Origin of the sequence: Flavobacterium sp. (genome assembly GCF_027531705.1) — a bacterium.
Classification (GTDB): domain Bacteria; phylum Bacteroidota; class Bacteroidia; order Flavobacteriales; family Flavobacteriaceae; genus Flavobacterium.
The window spans coordinates 24,098-42,196 of the sequence record NZ_JAPZSP010000039.1; the positions used below are offsets into that span (position 1 = coordinate 24,098).

15 protein-coding genes are annotated in these 18,099 nt (G+C 31.7%); 9 read left to right on the top strand and 6 right to left on the bottom strand.

Annotated elements, in window-relative coordinates; all coding sequences use genetic code 11:
• Positions 1-8: 8 nt before the first annotated feature.
• The 3 genes from O9267_RS13365 to O9267_RS13375 form a co-directional block, all read right to left on the bottom strand.
• Positions 9-866 (bottom strand): alpha/beta hydrolase family protein, encoded by an 858-nt coding sequence (locus O9267_RS13365; RefSeq protein ID WP_298180389.1) that lies wholly within the window; start codon positions 864-866, stop codon positions 9-11.
• A gap of 126 nt (positions 867-992) precedes the next feature.
• Entirely contained in the window at positions 993-1,568 is a 576-nt protein-coding gene (locus tag O9267_RS13370; protein WP_298180391.1) for a transposase, read from the bottom strand.
• A gap of 119 nt (positions 1,569-1,687) precedes the next feature.
• Entirely contained in the window at positions 1,688-5,116 is a 3,429-nt protein-coding gene (locus O9267_RS13375; RefSeq protein WP_298180393.1) for a methylmalonyl-CoA mutase family protein, read from the bottom strand.
• 123 nt (positions 5,117-5,239) lie between these two features.
• Here O9267_RS13375 and O9267_RS13380 point away from each other — a divergent pair, with 123 nt between their 5' ends.
• Positions 5,240-5,953 (top strand): DUF4197 domain-containing protein, encoded by a 714-nt coding sequence (locus O9267_RS13380; protein ID WP_298180395.1) that lies wholly within the window; start codon positions 5,240-5,242, stop codon positions 5,951-5,953.
• 202 nt (positions 5,954-6,155) lie between these two features.
• On the opposite strand, the gene O9267_RS13385 is transcribed toward O9267_RS13380, so the two are convergent.
• Together O9267_RS13385 and pyrF are read right to left on the bottom strand one after the other, a co-directional pair.
• Complete coding sequence (locus O9267_RS13385; RefSeq protein ID WP_298180398.1) at positions 6,156-6,938, bottom strand: alpha/beta hydrolase; 783 nt, start codon at positions 6,936-6,938, stop codon at positions 6,156-6,158.
• Entirely contained in the window at positions 6,935-7,756 is an 822-nt protein-coding gene (pyrF, locus tag O9267_RS13390) for an orotidine-5'-phosphate decarboxylase (RefSeq protein WP_298180400.1), read from the bottom strand. The genes O9267_RS13385 and pyrF overlap by 4 nt, the downstream gene beginning before the upstream one ends.
• 89 nt (positions 7,757-7,845) lie before the next feature.
• Here pyrF and O9267_RS13395 point away from each other — a divergent pair, with 89 nt between their 5' ends.
• Both O9267_RS13395 and O9267_RS13400 read left to right on the top strand, forming a co-directional pair.
• Positions 7,846-8,973, top strand: coding sequence for an AI-2E family transporter (locus tag O9267_RS13395; protein WP_298180402.1), 1,128 nt, complete (start codon positions 7,846-7,848; stop codon positions 8,971-8,973).
• A gap of 46 nt (positions 8,974-9,019) precedes the next feature.
• Entirely contained in the window at positions 9,020-9,406 is a 387-nt protein-coding gene (locus O9267_RS13400) for a hypothetical protein (protein ID WP_298180405.1), read from the top strand.
• 161 nt (positions 9,407-9,567) lie between these two features.
• Here O9267_RS13400 and prfA read toward each other — a convergent pair whose 3' ends face one another.
• The gene (prfA, locus tag O9267_RS13405) at positions 9,568-10,641 is read right to left on the bottom strand and encodes a peptide chain release factor 1 (RefSeq protein WP_298180407.1); all 1,074 of its coding nucleotides are present in this window, start codon (positions 10,639-10,641) and stop codon (positions 9,568-9,570) included.
• 164 nt (positions 10,642-10,805) lie between these two features.
• On the opposite strand from prfA, the gene O9267_RS13410 reads away from it, so the two are divergent.
• The 6 genes from O9267_RS13410 (at position 10,806) to O9267_RS13435 (ending at position 18,098) form a co-directional block, all read left to right on the top strand.
• A complete protein-coding gene (locus O9267_RS13410; RefSeq protein ID WP_298180409.1) occupies positions 10,806-11,309 on the top strand; it encodes a DUF6265 family protein in 504 nt (167 codons plus the stop codon).
• 10 nt (positions 11,310-11,319) lie between these two features.
• Positions 11,320-11,823, top strand: coding sequence for a DUF6265 family protein (locus O9267_RS13415; RefSeq protein ID WP_298180410.1), 504 nt, complete (start codon positions 11,320-11,322; stop codon positions 11,821-11,823).
• A 172-nt stretch (positions 11,824-11,995) separates the two neighbouring features.
• The gene (locus O9267_RS13420) at positions 11,996-14,134 is read left to right on the top strand and encodes a TonB-dependent siderophore receptor (RefSeq protein WP_298180412.1); all 2,139 of its coding nucleotides are present in this window, start codon (positions 11,996-11,998) and stop codon (positions 14,132-14,134) included.
• 63 nt (positions 14,135-14,197) lie between these two features.
• Positions 14,198-15,340 (top strand): PepSY-associated TM helix domain-containing protein, encoded by a 1,143-nt coding sequence (locus O9267_RS13425; protein ID WP_298180414.1) that lies wholly within the window; start codon positions 14,198-14,200, stop codon positions 15,338-15,340.
• 18 nt (positions 15,341-15,358) lie between these two features.
• A complete protein-coding gene (locus O9267_RS13430; protein WP_298180416.1) occupies positions 15,359-15,706 on the top strand; it encodes a DUF6686 family protein in 348 nt (115 codons plus the stop codon).
• Positions 15,707-15,902: 196 nt separating this feature from the next.
• Complete coding sequence (locus O9267_RS13435; protein ID WP_298180418.1) at positions 15,903-18,098, top strand: TonB-dependent siderophore receptor; 2,196 nt, start codon at positions 15,903-15,905, stop codon at positions 18,096-18,098.
• The last annotated feature ends 1 nt before the right edge of the window (position 18,099 follow it).

Below are 18,099 nucleotides of genomic sequence, written 5' to 3' on the forward strand. Positions count from 1 at the left end.
AATTTTATTTACATCGAGCCATTACTCTTTAAAACTTTGCTAAAAAACAAAATGTGGTAAGGCAGTGCATTGTCCCAATATTCCCAAGTATGTGCACCAGGTCTTTCGGTGTATTCATGCTGAATTTTGTTATAAACCAATCTACGATGTAATTCACGGTTGTTTTCTATTAAAAAATCATCTACACCACAATCAATGTATAAAGGCAATTTATTTTCTTTTATTGTGTCAATTTTATCCATAACAGCATATCTTTTATAAGCAGCAGGCGACAAAACTTCGTCTCCTAAAATTGGTCCGAAAAGCGTTTTAGTACGCTCAATACCCTCTGGTGTTAGCATGTAATTTAAATCAACAGCACCACTCATGCTTCCAGCAGCACAAAAAAGTTCCGGATGCTTACTTGACAAATACAAAGCACCATGTCCGCCCATAGAAAGTCCTGTTATTACACGACCATTTTTGTTTGCAATAGTTCGATAAGTTCCATCAATTTTTTGAATAACTTCTTGTGTTATATAGGTTTCAAATTGACTTTCTTTATTCACTGGACTATCAATATAAAAACTAAAGGTTTCGCCTTCTGGCATTACGATAATAATATTGTATTGGTCGGCTAAATCTTTCACCACATTTTTATTGGGTGTTTTTTTTAGCCAATCATTAAAATGTCCGTAAGCTCCGTGTAACAAATAAAGTACTGGAAAATTTGATTTGCTTTTTGCATAAGAATTAGGTGTGACAACCGCTGCATAATAGTTTTTATTCATTGCCTTACTTGCAATTTGTAGAGTATCAACTTTGGCAGCAAACATAAAGTTGGTAAGTAGTAAAAAGAAAACAACCGTTAAGAAATATTTTTTCATAAAAATGGGATATTTGTTCCTCGTAAAGATACTAGTTTTTTGACAAAAGAAAAACCTTCCATTTCTGAAAGGTTTTTATATTATTAGTTTAATTTTAAATGTTTATAATTGTTGGAATCTTAATCATTAGTAAAATTTATCGCTTTTCCAATTCAATGGATTATCAAAAATATAATTTTGAATATTATTAAATGATTTTGAATTGCGAATTATATGATCGTGGAATCTGGATTGCCAGCCGAAATCGGAATGGATTTGGCGTGACATTTTGGTTACAATCGATTTATAAGAACCAACAATTGATGAAATTGTGTTTTTACCCTGATTTTGAAAACGTGACGAACCAATTGTTGTATTGGATTTGATTGTAGAGACAAGGCATTGCCTTGTCTCTACAGATTCGGTTGACGATAATATTGGGTTGTCAATTTTATTAATAATTAATATCCCATGAACATGATTAGGCATTACAACAAAATTTCCCAATTCAATAAACGAAAAATGATTGGGTATTTCCATCCAATATTGTTCTGCCAATTTCCCTATTTCTGATAATTGCATAATTCCGTTTTGAATATTACCAAAAAAATGTTCACGATTTTGGGTGCAAATAGTAATGAAATAGGCACCGTTATTAGAATAATCCCAGGTTTGAAGACGCGTCGAAGAAATGCGGTATTTGTTTTTAAATTTATTTTGCATGGCGTTGAATATTATATCGTTATGCGAAATAATGAATAAATTTTTATAAATGAAAATTTATTTATAAAAAAGAGACAAGGCAATGCCTTGTCTCTACAAATATGAAAATTATAATAATATTACATATTTCTTCGGTATTGTCCGCCAACTTCAAACAACGCACTTGTGATTTGTCCTAATGAACATACTTTTGTGGCATCCATTAATTTTTCAAAAATATTTTGGTTGTTGATGGCTGCTTCTTGAATAATATTGATTTGTTCGGCAACTTTTTCACCGCTTGTTTTTTGCAAATTGGTTAACATATCGATTTGATATTGTTTTTCTTCTTCGGTGGCACGAATTACTTCGGCTGGAATTACAGTTGGTGAACCTTTGGAACTTAAGAAGGTATTTACACCAATAATTGGAAATTCTCCTGTGTGTTTCAAGGTTTCGTAATACAAACTTTCTTCTTGAATTTTTGAACGTTGGTACATGGTTTCCATTGCTCCAAGTACACCACCACGTTCAGTAATTCTGTCAAACTCTTGCAAAACGGCTTCTTCCACTAAATCAGTTAATTCTTCAATGATGAACGAACCTTGAATTGGATTTTCATTTTTCGCCAAACCTAATTCTTTATTGATAATCAACTGAATTGCCATTGCTCTTCGAACTGATTCTTCTGTTGGTGTTGTAATCGCTTCATCATATGCATTTGTATGTAAAGAATTACAGTTATCATAAATCGCATACAATGCTTGTAAAGTCGTACGAATATCATTAAAATCAATTTCTTGTGCGTGTAATGAACGTCCAGAAGTTTGAATATGGTATTTCAACATTTGAGCTCTTTCGTTGGCTCCGTATTTATTCTTCATGGCTTTCGCCCAAATTTTACGAGCTACTCGACCGATTACAGCATATTCTGGATCAATTCCGTTTGAGAAAAAGAACGATAAGTTTGGTCCGAAATCGTTGATGTTCATGCCACGACTTAAATAGTATTCCACATAAGTGAAACCATTTGCTAAAGTAAATGCCAATTGTGAAATCGGATTCGCACCAGCTTCAGCAATATGATAACCTGAAATTGAAACCGAGTAAAAATTACGAACATTTTGTTTGATGAAATATTCTTGAACGTCACCCATCAATCGTAATGCAAATTCAGTTGAAAAAATACAAGTGTTTTGCGCTTGATCTTCTTTCAAAATATCAGCCTGAACTGTTCCGCGAACTTGAGCTAATGTTTTAATTTTGATGTCATTATAAACATCCAAAGGCAATACTTGATCTCCAGTTACACCTAAAAGCATTAATCCCAGACCGTTATTTCCTTCTGGCAAAGCGCCTTGGTATTTTGGTCTTGTAGTTCCTTTTTTCTTGTAAATTTCGTTGATTCGTTCTTCAACTTCTGTTTGAAGATTGTTTTCGATGATGAATTTTTCACAGTTTTGGTCAATGGCAGCATTCATAAAGAATCCCAATAACATTGGAGCTGGACCATTGATAGTCATCGAAACCGAAGTTAATGGATGACTTAAATCGAAACCAGAATATAATTTTTTAGCATCATCCAAACAACAAATAGAAACTCCGGCATTTCCGATTTTTCCATAAATATCTGGACGAACGTGTGGGTCATTTCCGTATAAAGTTACCGAATCGAAAGCTGTTGAAAGACGTTTTGCAGGCAATCCAGCAGAAACATAATGGAAACGTTTGTTGGTTCTTTCTGGTCCACCTTCACCGGCAAACATTCTACTTGGATCTTCACCTTCACGTTTGAAAGGATATAATCCAGAAGCAAATGGGAATTCTCCAGGAACATTTTCTTGCAAATTCCATTTTAAAATATCACCCCAAGCTTGGTACTTTGGTAATGAAATTTTTGGAATTTGAGAATGTGATAAACTCTCACTATGTGTTTTAATTTCAATGACTTTGTCACGAACTTTGAAACTATAAATTGGATTTTTGTATTTGTTTACTTTATCCTCCCAAGTTAAAATGATTTCCCAATTGTATGGGTCAAGATTCATTTTTACTCGGTCGAATTCTTTTACTAAAAGATTTAAAAACTCATTTCTACTTTCATCTTTTGAATGCAAAATAGTTTCTTCGATTCCTGCTTTTGTTAAGTTTGGTTTGCTTCCAAAAACGGTTTCAATGGTTTTATAAATTCCATATAATTTTTGAGCTACTTCAACTTGAGTTAAAGCAGTTTCATCGTATTTTCTATTATTTTCAGCAATCTCCGATAAATATCTAGTTCTATGTGGAGGAATTACGAAAATTTTCTCGCTCATTTCACGAGTGATTTGGAACGTCGATTTTAAATCAGCTCCGGTTTTTTCTACAATTTTATCCATGATAGATTTGTAGAGTGTGTTCATTCCTGGATCATTGAATTGTGAAGCAATTGTTCCGAAAATCGGCATCGTTTCTACATCAGCATCCCACAAATTATGATTACGTTGGTATTGTTTTTTAACATCACGAATGGCATCTAATGCTCCACGTTTGTCAAATTTATTTAAAGCCACTAAATCGGCAAAATCCAACATATCAATTTTTTCTAACTGTGTTGCAGCACCAAACTCAGGCGTCATCACATAAAGAGAAACATCGGAGTGATCCATAATTTCAGTATCACTTTGTCCAATTCCAGAAGTTTCAAGAATGATGATATCGTATTTAGCTGCTTTTAAAACTTCGATTGCCTCGTTCACATATTTAGACAAAGCCAAATTCGATTGACGAGTTGCCAACGAACGCATATAAACTCTAGGATTATTAATTGCATTCATACGAATTCTATCGCCTAAAAGTGCGCCACCGGTTTTACGTTTTGATGGATCAACCGAGATTAATCCGATAGTTTTTTCTGGAAAATCTATTAAAAATCTTCTAACCAATTCATCAACTAATGACGATTTTCCCGCTCCACCAGTTCCAGTAATTCCTAAAACTGGAATTTTGGAAGTTTGATTTTTAGCGTGAATTTTATCTAAAGTTTCTTTAGCAATTTCTGGAAAATTTTCGGCAGAAGAAATCACGCGAGCAATTGCTGTTGGATTTTTTTCTTCCAAATGATTGATTTCACCATTCAATTTATCACCAATTGGATAATCAGAACGTTGCACTAAATCGTTAATCATTCCTTGTAAACCCATTGCACGACCATCATCTGGAGAATAAATTCTTTCGATACCGTATTCATGTAATTCCGATATTTCAGAAGGAAGAATTACTCCGCCACCACCACCAAATATTTTGATGTGACCTGCTCCTTTTTCCTTAAGCAAATCATGCATATACTTGAAATATTCATTGTGACCACCTTGATAAGAAGTCATAGCAATAGCATTAGCATCTTCTTGAATGGCAGTATTTACAACTTCTTCAACACTTCTATCGTGACCAAGATGAATAACCTCAACACCTGTCGCTTGGATAATTCTTCGCATAATGTTGATAGCAGCATCGTGTCCGTCAAAAAGTGACGCAGCTGTTACAATTCTTACTTTATTTTTAGGAATATAAGGAGTTTGTGCTTCCATTGGTAATTTTTATTCAAATTTAAGTGCGCAATTTACGAATTTAATAATTTTTATACGATTTTATTACTTTAAAATTTGAGGCACTATATTTGCTTATTATTTGGAATTAAAAATAGATACAATATGAAAAGAGTAGCATTAATTTTAGTAGCAACAACACTATTTTCGGGATGTGCAGAGATGCAACAAATTGCCAATCAATTACCTGGCGTTTTAGAACAATCAGGAACAGTTGACATTGCAGGTGGTTTGAAAGAAGCTTTAAACAACGGAATTAGTAAACAAGTTACCAAACTTACAGCAGTTGATGGCTTTTACAAAAACGAAATGGTAAAAATTTTGTTGCCAGAAGAATTGAAAAAAGTTGATTCAGGTTTGCGAAAAATAGGATTAGGAAATTTAGCCGATGAAGGTTTAAAAGCCATCAATAGAACCGCTGAAGATGCTGTAAAAGAAGCTACTCCAATATTTGTTGATGCCATAAAAGGAATGACTTTTACAGATGCCAAAAACATTTTGATGGGAAATGAAAGTGCGGCCACGACCTATTTACAAAGTTCTACTTCAACTGCATTATATGGAAAATTTAATCCTGTGATTAAAACTTCGTTTGCTAAAGTTGGTGCTGATAAAGTTTGGGCAAATATTATTACCAAATACAACGCAATTCCTTTAGTAAAAAAAGTAAATCCAGATTTGACTGATTATGTTACCAATCAAGCGATGAATGGCGTTTTCAAAATGGTTGCTGTTGAAGAAAAAAATATTAGAACCAATTTGAGTTCGAGAACTTCTGATTTATTGAAGAAAGTTTTTGCCATGCAAGATAATAAATAGTTGGCAGTCGCAGTTGGCAGTATTCAATATTTTAAAATGTTAAAATTTTAGTTATCAATAACATAAGTATAACATTCTATTAACATAACCATTGAAAAAATAGTTTGATATTTGCAGTGTAATAAATAAGATTTATTATTTTGTTTGGTTAGTTTAGTTTAAAAAATTGCCAGTGTTTTGAAAAAAGCATTGGCATTTTTTATTAATTATTTTGAATAAACAAAATCACTTCTTTATTAAAAATAGATGGTTGTTCTACATTTACAACGTGCCCACATTTTTCTATTACAAATAATTTGGAAGATTTATAATGCCGTTCGACTACTTTTCTAACGGATGGCAAAAACATATAATCTTCTTCGCCCATAACATAAAAGGTTGGAATGTTAAGTTCTTGCTGGCGAAACCACTTTAAGACAGGATTGATTTCGGCAGTTAGTTTGAACCAGCGAATAAATTCTTTTTGGTATAACTTTTTGGCCTCGTTTATAAATAGTAATCTAGATTGCTTATGGTTTTTGTTGGGCATAATTACAAAAGCAAAAAACTTGTATAAAACCAAATACGGCAATACATATTTAAAGATATTTCCCAATCGCATTAATATTTGAGAGCGGAAATTCATTTTCAAAATTGCGCCGCCCATTATCATGCTTTTTACTCGGTTTGGATGCATTTCTGCTAATTGTCGGATTACGATTGTTCCTAACGAAATACCAACAAAATGAGTGGTTTTTATTTGTAAAAAATCTAAAACTTCTAAAACATCATTGGCAATTGACTTGAATGTGTATTTTTGTTTGAAAGCTTTTTTAAATTGTTCATTTGAATTACCGTGACCACGTAAATCTAACAACAAAACATTAAAATGCTTTTGAAACTCTCTTATTTGCTTGAACCAAATAGAAGAACTTCCTCCTGCGCCGTGCACAAAAGTTACCCATTCATTGGAGTTTTCATTTTTATATAGTGTGTAGGAAATCAAATGTTGTCTTTTAGAATTTCTTCCATTTCACTTTGCATTTTCTTGGCTTCTTCTCTTGCTTTTTGTGCAAAATCGTTTCCATTGGAAGCATAAATTATGGCTCTTGATGAGTTGATTAATAATCCAATATTTTCACTCATTCCGTATCTGCAAACTTCTTGTAAACTTCCGCCTTGCGCACCAACGCCTGGAACTAGTAAAAAACTAGTTGGAATTATTTTTCTAATTTCAGTGAAATATTCTGCTTTGGTTGCTCCTACTACGTACATTAGATTTTCGGAGTTTTTCCACGATTTTGAAGTTTCAATTACCGTTTTATAAAGTTCTGTTCCTTCTACCATTTTTGTTTGAAAATCAAATGCTCCTTCATTGGAAGTTAATGCTAACATAATAGTATGTTTGTTTTCAAAAGCTAAAAATGGTTCTACAGAATCTTTTCCCATATAAGGTGCAACTGTAACCGAATCGAAATTCAAATCTTCAAAAAACGCTTTTGCATACATAGAAGAAGTGTTTCCGATATCGCCACGTTTTGCATCTGCAATTGTAAAAATTTCGGGATGGTTTTCGTTTATATAATTGATAGTTTTTTGCAATGATTGCCAGCCTTTTATGCCGTAAGCTTCGTAAAAAGCGGTATTTGGTTTATAGGATACGCACAAATCGTGTGTTGCATCAATTATGGCTTTGTTGAATTCAAAAATTGGATCTTCGAGTTCTAGTAAATGTTGTGGAATTTTGGTCAAATCAACATCTAAACCTATACAGAGAAAGGATTTTTTGTGTAGAATTTGTTCGATTAGTTGTTGTGTTGTCATTACTAGTTGTTTGACAACAAAGTTACTAAACTTGAAGTATTAAAACTAAAATCAGAAAAATTTAATTAAATTAGCCTAAAAAATTAAGTATGGCTTCAAAAAACAAAATTACTTTCAACACATCTAATTTTCTGTTTTTGATTTTGTTGGTTTTTAGTATGTATGTATTGAAACCATTGGTTGTTCCTTTGCTGTTTTCAATCATGTTATGTATTCTAGTTTTTCCAGTTGTTAAGTTTTTGGAGCATAAATTACGATTCAATAAAGCGCTATCGGCATTGACTGCTATTATAATAATGATTATTGGTGTTTTTATTTTGTTTTCATATATTGGATTTCAACTTTCTGATGTAGTTTCGAAAAGCGGTGTTTACGCGGATAAATTAGAACAGCTTTATAACAATTATGCTAGTGAAATTGAATCAACTTTTAATTTTAAAATTAATGATTTAACAAAGAACTCAGCAAATATTGGAAAAACATTGAAAGATAATTTTTCAAATATTATGCAATTTATTGGTGCATCTGGAAGTATTCTTGGAGATTTGATTTTGATTCCTATTTATATGTTTTTCTTTTTATTTTACAGAAGCTTTTTTCAAACTTTTTTAATGAAAGTTTTTTCAAACGACAATAAAAATTCGAGTGTTAAAATGATTATTCAAAAACTATACAAAGTTCAAAAAAGCTATTTATCTGGACTTTTTACCGTCATGGGAATTGTTGGTATTTTAAATAGTATTGGACTATTAATTCTAGGAATTGAAAATGCTTTTTTCTACGGATTTTTAGCGTCTCTATTATTATTGATTCCTTACATCGGAATAATAATTGGTTCGCTAATTCCAGCTGTTATTGCTTTGGTTACAAAAGATTCGGCTTGGTATGCTGTTGGCGTTATTGCTTTATTTGGATTTATTCAATTTTTGGAAGGAAACTTTATTACGCCAAAAATTACTGGCTCAAAAGTGAGTATAAATGCATTGGCAGCAATTGTCTCTATCATTGCTTTTTCGATGCTTTGGGGAACATCAGGAATGATTTTGGCATTACCAATTGTAGCCAGTTTAAAAATTCTATTTGACAATATTGCTGGTTTAGAGCCTTACGGATTTATATTAGGCGAACCTGATGAAGAACATGTTACAATTGAAGCAAGAATAAGATTGAAAAAGTGGAAAGAAATTAGGAGAAAGAAGTTGGAAGTTGGGAGTTAGAAGATGGAAGTTAGTGGAAAACAAAAAATCTCAAAGATGAAAACTTATGTCTGGAGAAATTAAATTAGAATTAGAAAAAATAATTTGGGTATATGAAAATGAAAATATAGTTGAAATATATTTTGATGAAATTTTCATTATTGGAGAATATACAATCGACTCAATATTTGATGATTGGTTTATCGTTTTTGTTTCTAGAGATGGTTCGTGGGAAAAAATTTCAATGTTTGCAGAAAATATAGATTTGTTGCTAAATGCTTTATCAGATAAGTATAATATAGAAGTTGGTCAAACTCAACTTGCAAATTCAACAAAATGGAATTCAATAATTAGCTTTCCGAATTCAATACGCGGGAAAAAACTTTTTAATTTAGTTAAAAACAAAATTGAACTTGATGAAGATATTAAAGAATATTTTTTACCCAAAAGATAATTTTTTCATCTCTTTTTATTTCAATAATAAATGATTATTAAACTTTCAAAATTAATACTAATTCAAAAATGTTTTTAATTCCTGAAAATCCCAAACCATTCGCTTCAAAAAAAAAATGCCAAACTTAATTAGTCTGGCACTTTGTTCTATTCTATTTCGTTTTAAAAAACTTCCGATTCTTTTAGTTTTTCCATATTGTTGACTAATTGAAGTTCGTCAACAAACTTTTGAATTTTTCCGTTCATAACGCCGTCCATATCGAAAACATCTAAACCTATTCGGTGATCTGTTACACGACCTTGTGAATAATTGTAGGTTCTAATTTTAGCCGAACGGTCACCTGAACTAACTTGCGAAGTACGTTTTACGGCGTCTTCAGCTTGTTTTTTGGCTAATTCTTGCTCGTATAAACGTGAACGCAAAACGTCTAAAGCTTTATCTTTATTCTTATGTTGCGATTTTTGATCTTGACATTGCGCCACCAATCCAGTTGGAATGTGCGTCAAACGAACAGCCGATTTTGTTGTATTTACCGATTGTCCACCTGGTCCAGACGAACAGAAAAAGTCCACACGAACATCATTCATATCAATTTGTACGTCAAATTCTTCCGCTTCTGGTAAAACCATTACTGTTGCTGCCGAAGTATGCACACGACCTTGCGTTTCTGTTTGTGGCACACGTTGCACACGGTGAACACCTGCTTCAAACTTCAACGTTCCATAAACATCTTCTCCTGTTACTTCAAAAATTACCTCTTTGAAACCACCAGAAGTTCCTTCATTCATATCTACAACCGAAGTTCTCCAACCGCGAGATTCACAATATTTAGTGTACATTCTGAATAAATCTCCAGCAAAAATTGAAGCTTCGTCACCACCAGTTCCGGCACGAATTTCAACCATTACGTTTTTAGCATCTTCAGCATCTTTTGGAATTAGCATAAACTTGATTTCATCTTCTAAAATTGGAAGACGTTCTTTGGCTTCATCCAATTGCATTTTGGCCATTTCTACCATTTCGGCATCGCTACCATCATTAATGATTTCGTTGGCTTCTTGCATATTTCCAGTAACATTAATCAATTCTTCGCGCTTTTCCATCAAATCTTTAAGTCCTTTATACTCTTGATTTAATTGCACATAACGTTTTTGGTCGGCAATAACGTCGGGTTGAATAATCAAATCCGAAATTTCGTCGAAACGCTGTTTTACATATTGAAGTCTTTCTAACATTGTACTCTTATTTTTGGAGTGCAAAAATAGTGAAAAGATTGCAGAAATGTAAACACGAATTTCACAAATTTGCACAAATTAGTATTGTGTGAAATTTCATGAACAAAATATACTGTTTAAGCTGGTATTTTTACTATTTTTACTTTTTCAAAAAACATCTATTTATGAAGTCAACTCAGTCATTCTTACTTTTTTTATTTTCAGTAACCATTATTATTTCTTGTAAAAAACAAGATGAAAAAGAAAATTCGATAAAAGAATACAATCAACTAAAAAAAGCTAGCTGGTTTTTGGGAAATTGGGAAAACAACTCAAAAGGGGCGATTTTTAAAGAAATTTGGAGTCAGAAAAATGACAGTTCTTATTTTGCCGAAAGCTTTGTAATTGTTGAAAAAGATACTGTTTTTTATGAAAAAATTGATTTAGTTGAAACGAATAATTCTTTGATTTATATAGTTTCTGTGAAAGATCAAAATAAAGAAAAACCTGTTTCGTTTTATATGACCAAATCGAGTGAAAAAGAGTTGGTTTTTGAGAATCCAAAACATGATTTTCCGACTAAAATTGTTTATACTAAAATTACAAATGACAGTTTAGTAGCTGTAATTTATGGAAAAAAAGATGGTAAAAAAATGAGTGAACTTTTTCCAATGAAAAAAACTAATTAATATTTTAAGAATGAAAAAAATACATTTTTCAATTGTTGCACTACTGCTACTTTCCATTATTTCGTGCAAAAAATATGATGCGCAAGGCAACCTTATAAAAGATTATGACGAGTTAGAAAAAGCTAATTGGTTACTTGGCGAATGGGAAAAAACAGATAGTTTGGGCACGCTAAAAGAAATTTGGACCGAATACGATGATAGCACTTATGTGGGCGAATCTTACTATATCATAAACAAAAAAGACACGCTTCACAATGAAAAAATTGAGTTGATGCAAACTGGCGAACATTTGATTTATTCTGCTACCATTAAAGGAGAAAATAACGACGAACCAATTCCCTATCAAATGACAACTGATGAAGATAGTTTGGTTGTTTTTGAAAATCCTAAATATCCATTTCCTGCCAAAATTCAGTATAACTTGAAAAAGAATAATAGCATTCAGGCAACCATTTCTGGAAAACAAAACGGAAAAGCTAGTTCAGACACCTATCTTTTGGCTAAGAAAAAGTAACTAAAATCCAATTTATTATTTTAAACTTGCTCTTTAGGCAAGTTTTTTTTGTTTGTATTTTTCAGTAAATCAAATCGTTAAAAACATTATTTATATTTAATCTAAATAAACTTTGCAAATTCAAATTTGGTATTTATATTTGCAACACTATTTTTAATTAATCTAAATAAAAATGAAGAACTTAAAATTTTACTTACCCTTATTACTACTTGCTTATTCAACTTACTCACAGGAAACAAAACAAAAGAGCAAAGATAGTATTCAAAACTTAAAAGAAATTGTTGTAAAAAATCAACAAAAGTACAAGAGAGAAAAAAGTACAACTGTCTCTAAAATGCCACTAAATAATATTGAAAACCCACAAGTTTACAACACAGTAACGAGTGAATTGTTAAAAGAACAAGCAGTTACTAATTTTAATGATGCGTTAAAAAATGCAACTGGTGTTAGCAGATTATGGGAATCAACTGGTCGTGGTGGCGATGGAGCAGAATACTTTTCAATGAGAGGATTTGCAGTTCAACCAACTATGATAAATGGATTACCAGGTATAAATAATGGAAGTATTGATCCTGCAAACGTTGATAATATTGAAGTTATAAAAGGACCATCTGGAACTTTGTTTGGCAGTAGCTTAATATCATATGGTGGATTAATAAACATTGTTACTAAAAAACCACACGAAACTTTTGGAGGAGAAATCGGTTATAACTCTGGAAGTTATGGTTTAGACAGAATTACTGCAGATGTAAATATGCCACTTAAAGAAGGTATTTCATTACGTGTAAATTCGGCTTACCAAAAAGAAAATTCGTTTCAAGATGCAGGTTATAGCAAATCATTGTTCTTTGCTCCTTCATTAAGTTACAAAGTAAATGATAAACTTTCATTCTTAATAAACACAGAATTTTCTAATAGAAACTCTGCAAATGCTCCAATGATTTTTTTGAGTAGATATTCTGCACTTTCATTTAACACAATGGACTTATTTGAACAAAATTATGAAAAATCATATACATCAAATGATCTAACGATTAGCAACCCAACGTTTAATATGCAAACGCAAATGTTTTATAAACTATCTAGCTCATGGACATCACAAACGGTACTTTCTAGAAGTGCTAGCAAAACAGATGGATATTATTCGTATCTATGGGATTCTGCCAATGGTGATGAATTTACTCGATATATTTCAAAAAGAAATGGAGAAACAAATGCAACAGATATTCAACAAAATTTTATTGGAGACTTCAAAATTGGAAAATTACGAAACAGAGTAGTAATTGGATTTGATTTATTGAATTACAAAATACAAAATGGAAGTTCAGGTTGGGTTGGAAATGGTATTGTTTCTCTTGTAAATAAAAAAGACACTGGAGATTTAACCCAAGCTGGAGTTGATAAATTATTAGTTGGTTCATTTGAAGGAAATTCAACAGCAGAAAATCAAGTTAAAAGTGCGTATTTTTCAGATGTTTTGAATATTACTGATAATTTTTCTGTGATGGCAAGTTTAAGAGCAGATCATTTTAAATCTTTTGAAGAAAAAGGCGATAAAAGCCAACTCACCTTTTCTCCAAAGTTTGGTGCTGTTTACCAATTAATAAAAAACAAAGTTTCGGCATTTGCTAACTATATGAATGGTTTTGTAAACGTTTTACCATCAACTATTGTTGACCCAATTTCAGGAAATGAGAGCATTGTAACATACGATCCTGAACAAGCAAATCAATATGAATTTGGATTTAAAACCAACCTATACAAAAACATCATTTCGGCAACTATTAGTTACTACAATATAGATGTAAAAAATAAGATTATGAACGATGCTGCATTCACAACTGCATTACAAGGTGGCGAAGTAAACAGCAAAGGTGTTGAAGCAAGTGTAATTGTAAATCCAACTAAAGGATTAAATATTATTGCTGGTTACAGTAACAATAAAAATGAAGTTACTAGAGATATTCTTGATGATTCATACTTAGGATTGCGAACAGAATCTGCGGGTTCTGAAACGTTAGCAAACCTATGGGCAAACTATGCTTTAACTTCTGGAAAACTTAAAGGTTTTGGAATAGGTTTTGGCGGAAACTATGCAAGTGAATATAAAACACTTAATAGAAGAAACATAGGAACTTTTGCACTACCAAGCTATACTGTACTTAATAGTTCATTATCGTATAATGAAGAAAAATTTAATATAACATTAAAAGTAAACAACCTTTTAAACGAGAAATATTATTCAGGTTGGTCAACAGTTACACCACAGCGTTTAAGAAGTTTAACAGCTGCTTTAACATATAAATTTTAAGAATTATTTTGTTTAGTTTATAATTAAGCTCCTCATCTTGGTGGGGAGTTTTACCATTTTAAAATGAAAAAAAACACCTTTAAAAAAATAATACGAAATATCCATCTTTGGCTTGGTTTAACTTCGGGTATCATTGTTTTCATAATTGCTATTACGGGTTGTTTTTATGCTTTTCAGGAAGAAATACAAAACATAACCGAAGACTATCGTTTTGTTGAAAAGCAAAATGCACCTTTCCTACTTCCTTCAAAATTAGAAGTTATTGCTCGAAAAGAACTTCCTAATAAAACTTTGCATGCCATTCAATATAAAGGAAGAAAAAAATCGGCAGAAGCTATTTTCTTTCATTATGATGAAAATAAAGAAAAAAATAATTATTATAAGATAGTACATATCAATCCGTATTCTGGAGAAGTTTTAGAGGTAAATGATATGTATTCTGGTTTTTTTCGTTGGATATTAGATGGCCATTTTTACCTTTGGTTGCCTCATGAAATTGGTCAAACAATAATTGCTTCTGCAACATTAATTTTTATCATAATGATTATTAGTGGATTTATTTTATGGTTTCCTAAAAATAAAAAAGCTGCTAAACAACGTTTTTGGTTTCGATGGAAAGAAGGAATAAAATGGAAACGTAAAAACTATGATTTGCACAACATTACTGGTTTTTATGTTATGTCAATTGCATTTATTTTTGCAATTACAGGATTAGTTTGGGGTTTTCCTTGGTTTGCTTATGGTTATTATTCTTTACTAGGTGGCGAAAAATCATTGGTATATGAAGAACCAACTTCAAAAGAAATCACAGTTTCTAGTGTTGTCGAAAACAATTTGGACAAAATATATATGCTAATGCAAAAAGAATACCCAAATGCTGTTTCTATCGAAGTTCATCCGCCTGAAACTACAACATCACCTATTGCGGCTAATGCAAATCTAGACGATGGAACTTATTGGAAAACAGACTATCGCTATTTCAATCAATATACTTTAGAAGAACAAGAAGTAAATCATATTTATGGAAAACTTGAAAATGCTTCCAATTCAGATAAAATAATACGAATGAATTATGACATTCATACTGGAGCCGTTTTTGGTTTAGCCGGAAAAACATTTGCTTTCTTAATTAGTTTATTGATTGCAAGTTTACCCATAACTGGATTCTTAATTTGGTATGGAAGACGAAATAAAACCCAAAATTAATCTTTAACAAAAAAAGTTATGTGTTGCAATTTCACCATTTTGAAACAAACAGAAAACGGAATGTTAGTTTTGTTGAAAGGTTGTGGAAACTATCAACTAACCTATAAAAACTTGAACTTTAATCTAACCCAAACGGAATATGCTAGTTTTCAAAAGTTCTTAAAACAAATTGACATTGGGTATTGGGAAAAAGAATATCAAAATTCTATTTATGAAAGGAAAATTCCGATTCCAACACTTCAAAGTAATTTGATGCTTTTGGTCAATAGAAAAGAGTTACACGAACTAATTGACTTAATCGACTACCAAACCAAAAAACCATTTTTAAAACATGATGAGATAAACTATTGTATTATTTGGAATTAGCCTTTAGTTAATTTGTTTCTGTTTTTTTGTTTTGCAAAGCTCCAATTTTCATTGGAGTTTTTTTTTGTTACTAATTTACAGAGAATCAATTTCTTAAAAATATTATTTATATTTAATCTAAATAAACTTGTTATTTCTTTTTTTCGTATTTATCTTTGCACCATAAAACAATTTTATTTTTAATTATTCTAAATAAATGCAACTATACAAATCCCTTTCGACCTTAGCACTATTAATTAGTACTATAAGTTTCTCACAAGAAACTACAAACTATGAGGAGCTTTATGCCTCAAATGATACTGTCAAAAAAAGAGGTGGTACTTTACAAGAAGTCAGCATTACAACATATCACCAAAAAAATCCTTCGATAATTCGTTCTGGAATTAAGCCAATGGATTTGCCTCAAAGTTTTCAAATTATTGGAAATACTGTTATCGAACAACAACAATCTATCCGACTTAGTGATGTTATAAAAAATGCTAATGGCGTTTACGTTGGTTCAGCACGTGGTGGCGCGCAAGAATCATTTTGGTCAAGAGGTTATGACATGTCTGCCAATAATATATTCAAAAATGGTTTCCGTTTTAACAGTGGTTCAATTCCAGAAGTTATTTCGCTTGAAAAAATTGAGATTTTAAAAGGAAGTTCAGCTCTTTTATATGGAAATGTTGCACCAGGTGGAATTTTGAATATGGTAACCAAAACACCCTCATTTACCAAAGGTGGCGAAATTGCTATGCAAGCTGGAAGCTATAGTTTTTATAAACCATCAATAGATTTTTATGGACCGATAAATAAAACCATTGCCTATCGTTTTAATGGTTCGTACGAAAACTCAGAAAGCTTTAGAGATGTTGTGAAGAAAGAGCGTTATTATTTTAATCCATCATTCTTATTTGCTTTGAGCAAAAAAACAGAAATAACTCTTCAAGGTGATTATTTACATGATGATTGGACACCCGATTTTGGAACCTCTTTTTCAGGAAAAGAAATTGTTCAATTACCACGAAATTTATATACAGGAGCAGCATGGTCTAACGGACAAACAAAGCAAGCCACTATTTCGAGTTTGGTAAAACATGAATTTAATAGCAATTGGAAATTAAACTTCAATGTTGCTTTCCAAGATTATATCAGAACTTGGAAAGGAACAGAACGATTTGAAAAAATTGATGGCGACTGGACTCGACGACTTTCTCAAAACAGAAATGAAGAAAAAATCGCTTCGCAACAACTAAGTTTACAAGGAAATTTTGAAACTGGTAAAATAAAACATCAACTATTTACTGGTGTTGATTTTGAAAATTCTTTTGCAGAAGCTTATACTTTTACTTTCTCACCAGCAACTTATGGTACAGGAAACATCTTTGACTTTCAAAACTTTAAAGAAGGAATAGGAATACCTGATGCAGAATTATCAAAAATTGTGAAAACCACAACCAATCGATTTGGTGTGTATGCACAAGATTTAATTTCGCTTACCGAAAAAATAAAAGTTTTAGCAGGTATTCGTTGGTCATGGCAAGAATCGCAACCCATGACTACTGACATAAAAAACAACATAATTACAATTACTGATGGCGTAAAACAAAAAGATGTTGCTTTTTCTCCTAAAATCGGTTTGATATTTCAACCTACCAAACAAACATCTGTTTTTGCAAGTTACTCCGATTCTTTTACACCAAATACTGGAACAACTGTTGATGGAAATGTATTAGATCCATCTATCATAAAACAATATGAAGTTGGTGTAAAAAATGATTTTTGGAAAGGTTTATTTAGTGCTAATGTAACTTTATATCAAATTACTAATGATAATTTAGCACAAACTGCAGAATTTAAAGCAAATGGCTCTATAAATACTGATACAACTGTAAAAATTTTAAGTGGCGAGACCAAAAGCAAAGGGATTGAAATTGACTTAACTGCGAGACCAATAACAGGTTTAAGCATTAATGCAGGTTATAGTTATAATGACATGCGATTTACCAAAACATCGGGAACAAACGGAAGTTTTTTTGTAGGCGACCGTTTAACTAGAACACCAGCAAATACAGCAAACATGAGTTTCTTTTACACTTTACCAAACGGGAAATTAAAAGGAATTTCATTTGGTGCCATTGGAAACTATATTGGAAAGCGCGTTGGTGGTTGGAACAATCAAGTAGTTATTAATCCAACAACATTTGCATCGAGTATTAATGACAGAGAAGTTTCGGTTTCTGACTATGCAACTGTTGATTTTTCTGTTGGATATAATTGGAAAAAAATCACATTGTTGTGCAAATTGTCTAATATTACAAACGAATTGAATTACACCGTTCACGAAAATTATAGTGTTAATCCGATTGCGCCAAGACAAATTCTAACTTCATTAAAATACAAATTCTAAA

Bases quoted from the DNA above. Each gene is read 5' to 3' on its own strand.
- O9267_RS13380 (WP_298180395.1), top strand. From the start codon at position 5,240: ATGAAAAGAGTAGCATTAATTTTAGTAGCAACAACACTATTTTCGGGA.
- O9267_RS13425 (WP_298180414.1), top strand. From the start codon at position 14,198: ATGAAAAAAAACACCTTTAAAAAAATAATACGAAATATCCATCTTTGG.
- O9267_RS13365 (WP_298180389.1), bottom strand. From the start codon at position 866: ATGAAAAAATATTTCTTAACGGTTGTTTTCTTTTTACTACTTACCAAC.
- O9267_RS13420 (WP_298180412.1), top strand. From the start codon at position 11,996: ATGAAGAACTTAAAATTTTACTTACCCTTATTACTACTTGCTTATTCA.
- O9267_RS13430 (WP_298180416.1), top strand. From the start codon at position 15,359: ATGTGTTGCAATTTCACCATTTTGAAACAAACAGAAAACGGAATGTTA.
- O9267_RS13375 (WP_298180393.1), bottom strand. From the start codon at position 5,116: ATGGAAGCACAAACTCCTTATATTCCTAAAAATAAAGTAAGAATTGTA.
- O9267_RS13400 (WP_298180405.1), top strand. From the start codon at position 9,020: ATGTCTGGAGAAATTAAATTAGAATTAGAAAAAATAATTTGGGTATAT.
- O9267_RS13395 (WP_298180402.1), top strand. From the start codon at position 7,846: ATGGCTTCAAAAAACAAAATTACTTTCAACACATCTAATTTTCTGTTT.
- O9267_RS13435 (WP_298180418.1), top strand. From the start codon at position 15,903: ATGCAACTATACAAATCCCTTTCGACCTTAGCACTATTAATTAGTACT.
- O9267_RS13415 (WP_298180410.1), top strand. From the start codon at position 11,320: ATGAAAAAAATACATTTTTCAATTGTTGCACTACTGCTACTTTCCATT.
- O9267_RS13370 (WP_298180391.1), bottom strand. From the start codon at position 1,568: ATGCAAAATAAATTTAAAAACAAATACCGCATTTCTTCGACGCGTCTT.
- prfA (WP_298180407.1), bottom strand. From the start codon at position 10,641: ATGTTAGAAAGACTTCAATATGTAAAACAGCGTTTCGACGAAATTTCG.
- O9267_RS13410 (WP_298180409.1), top strand. From the start codon at position 10,806: ATGAAGTCAACTCAGTCATTCTTACTTTTTTTATTTTCAGTAACCATT.
- pyrF (WP_298180400.1), bottom strand. From the start codon at position 7,756: ATGACAACACAACAACTAATCGAACAAATTCTACACAAAAAATCCTTT.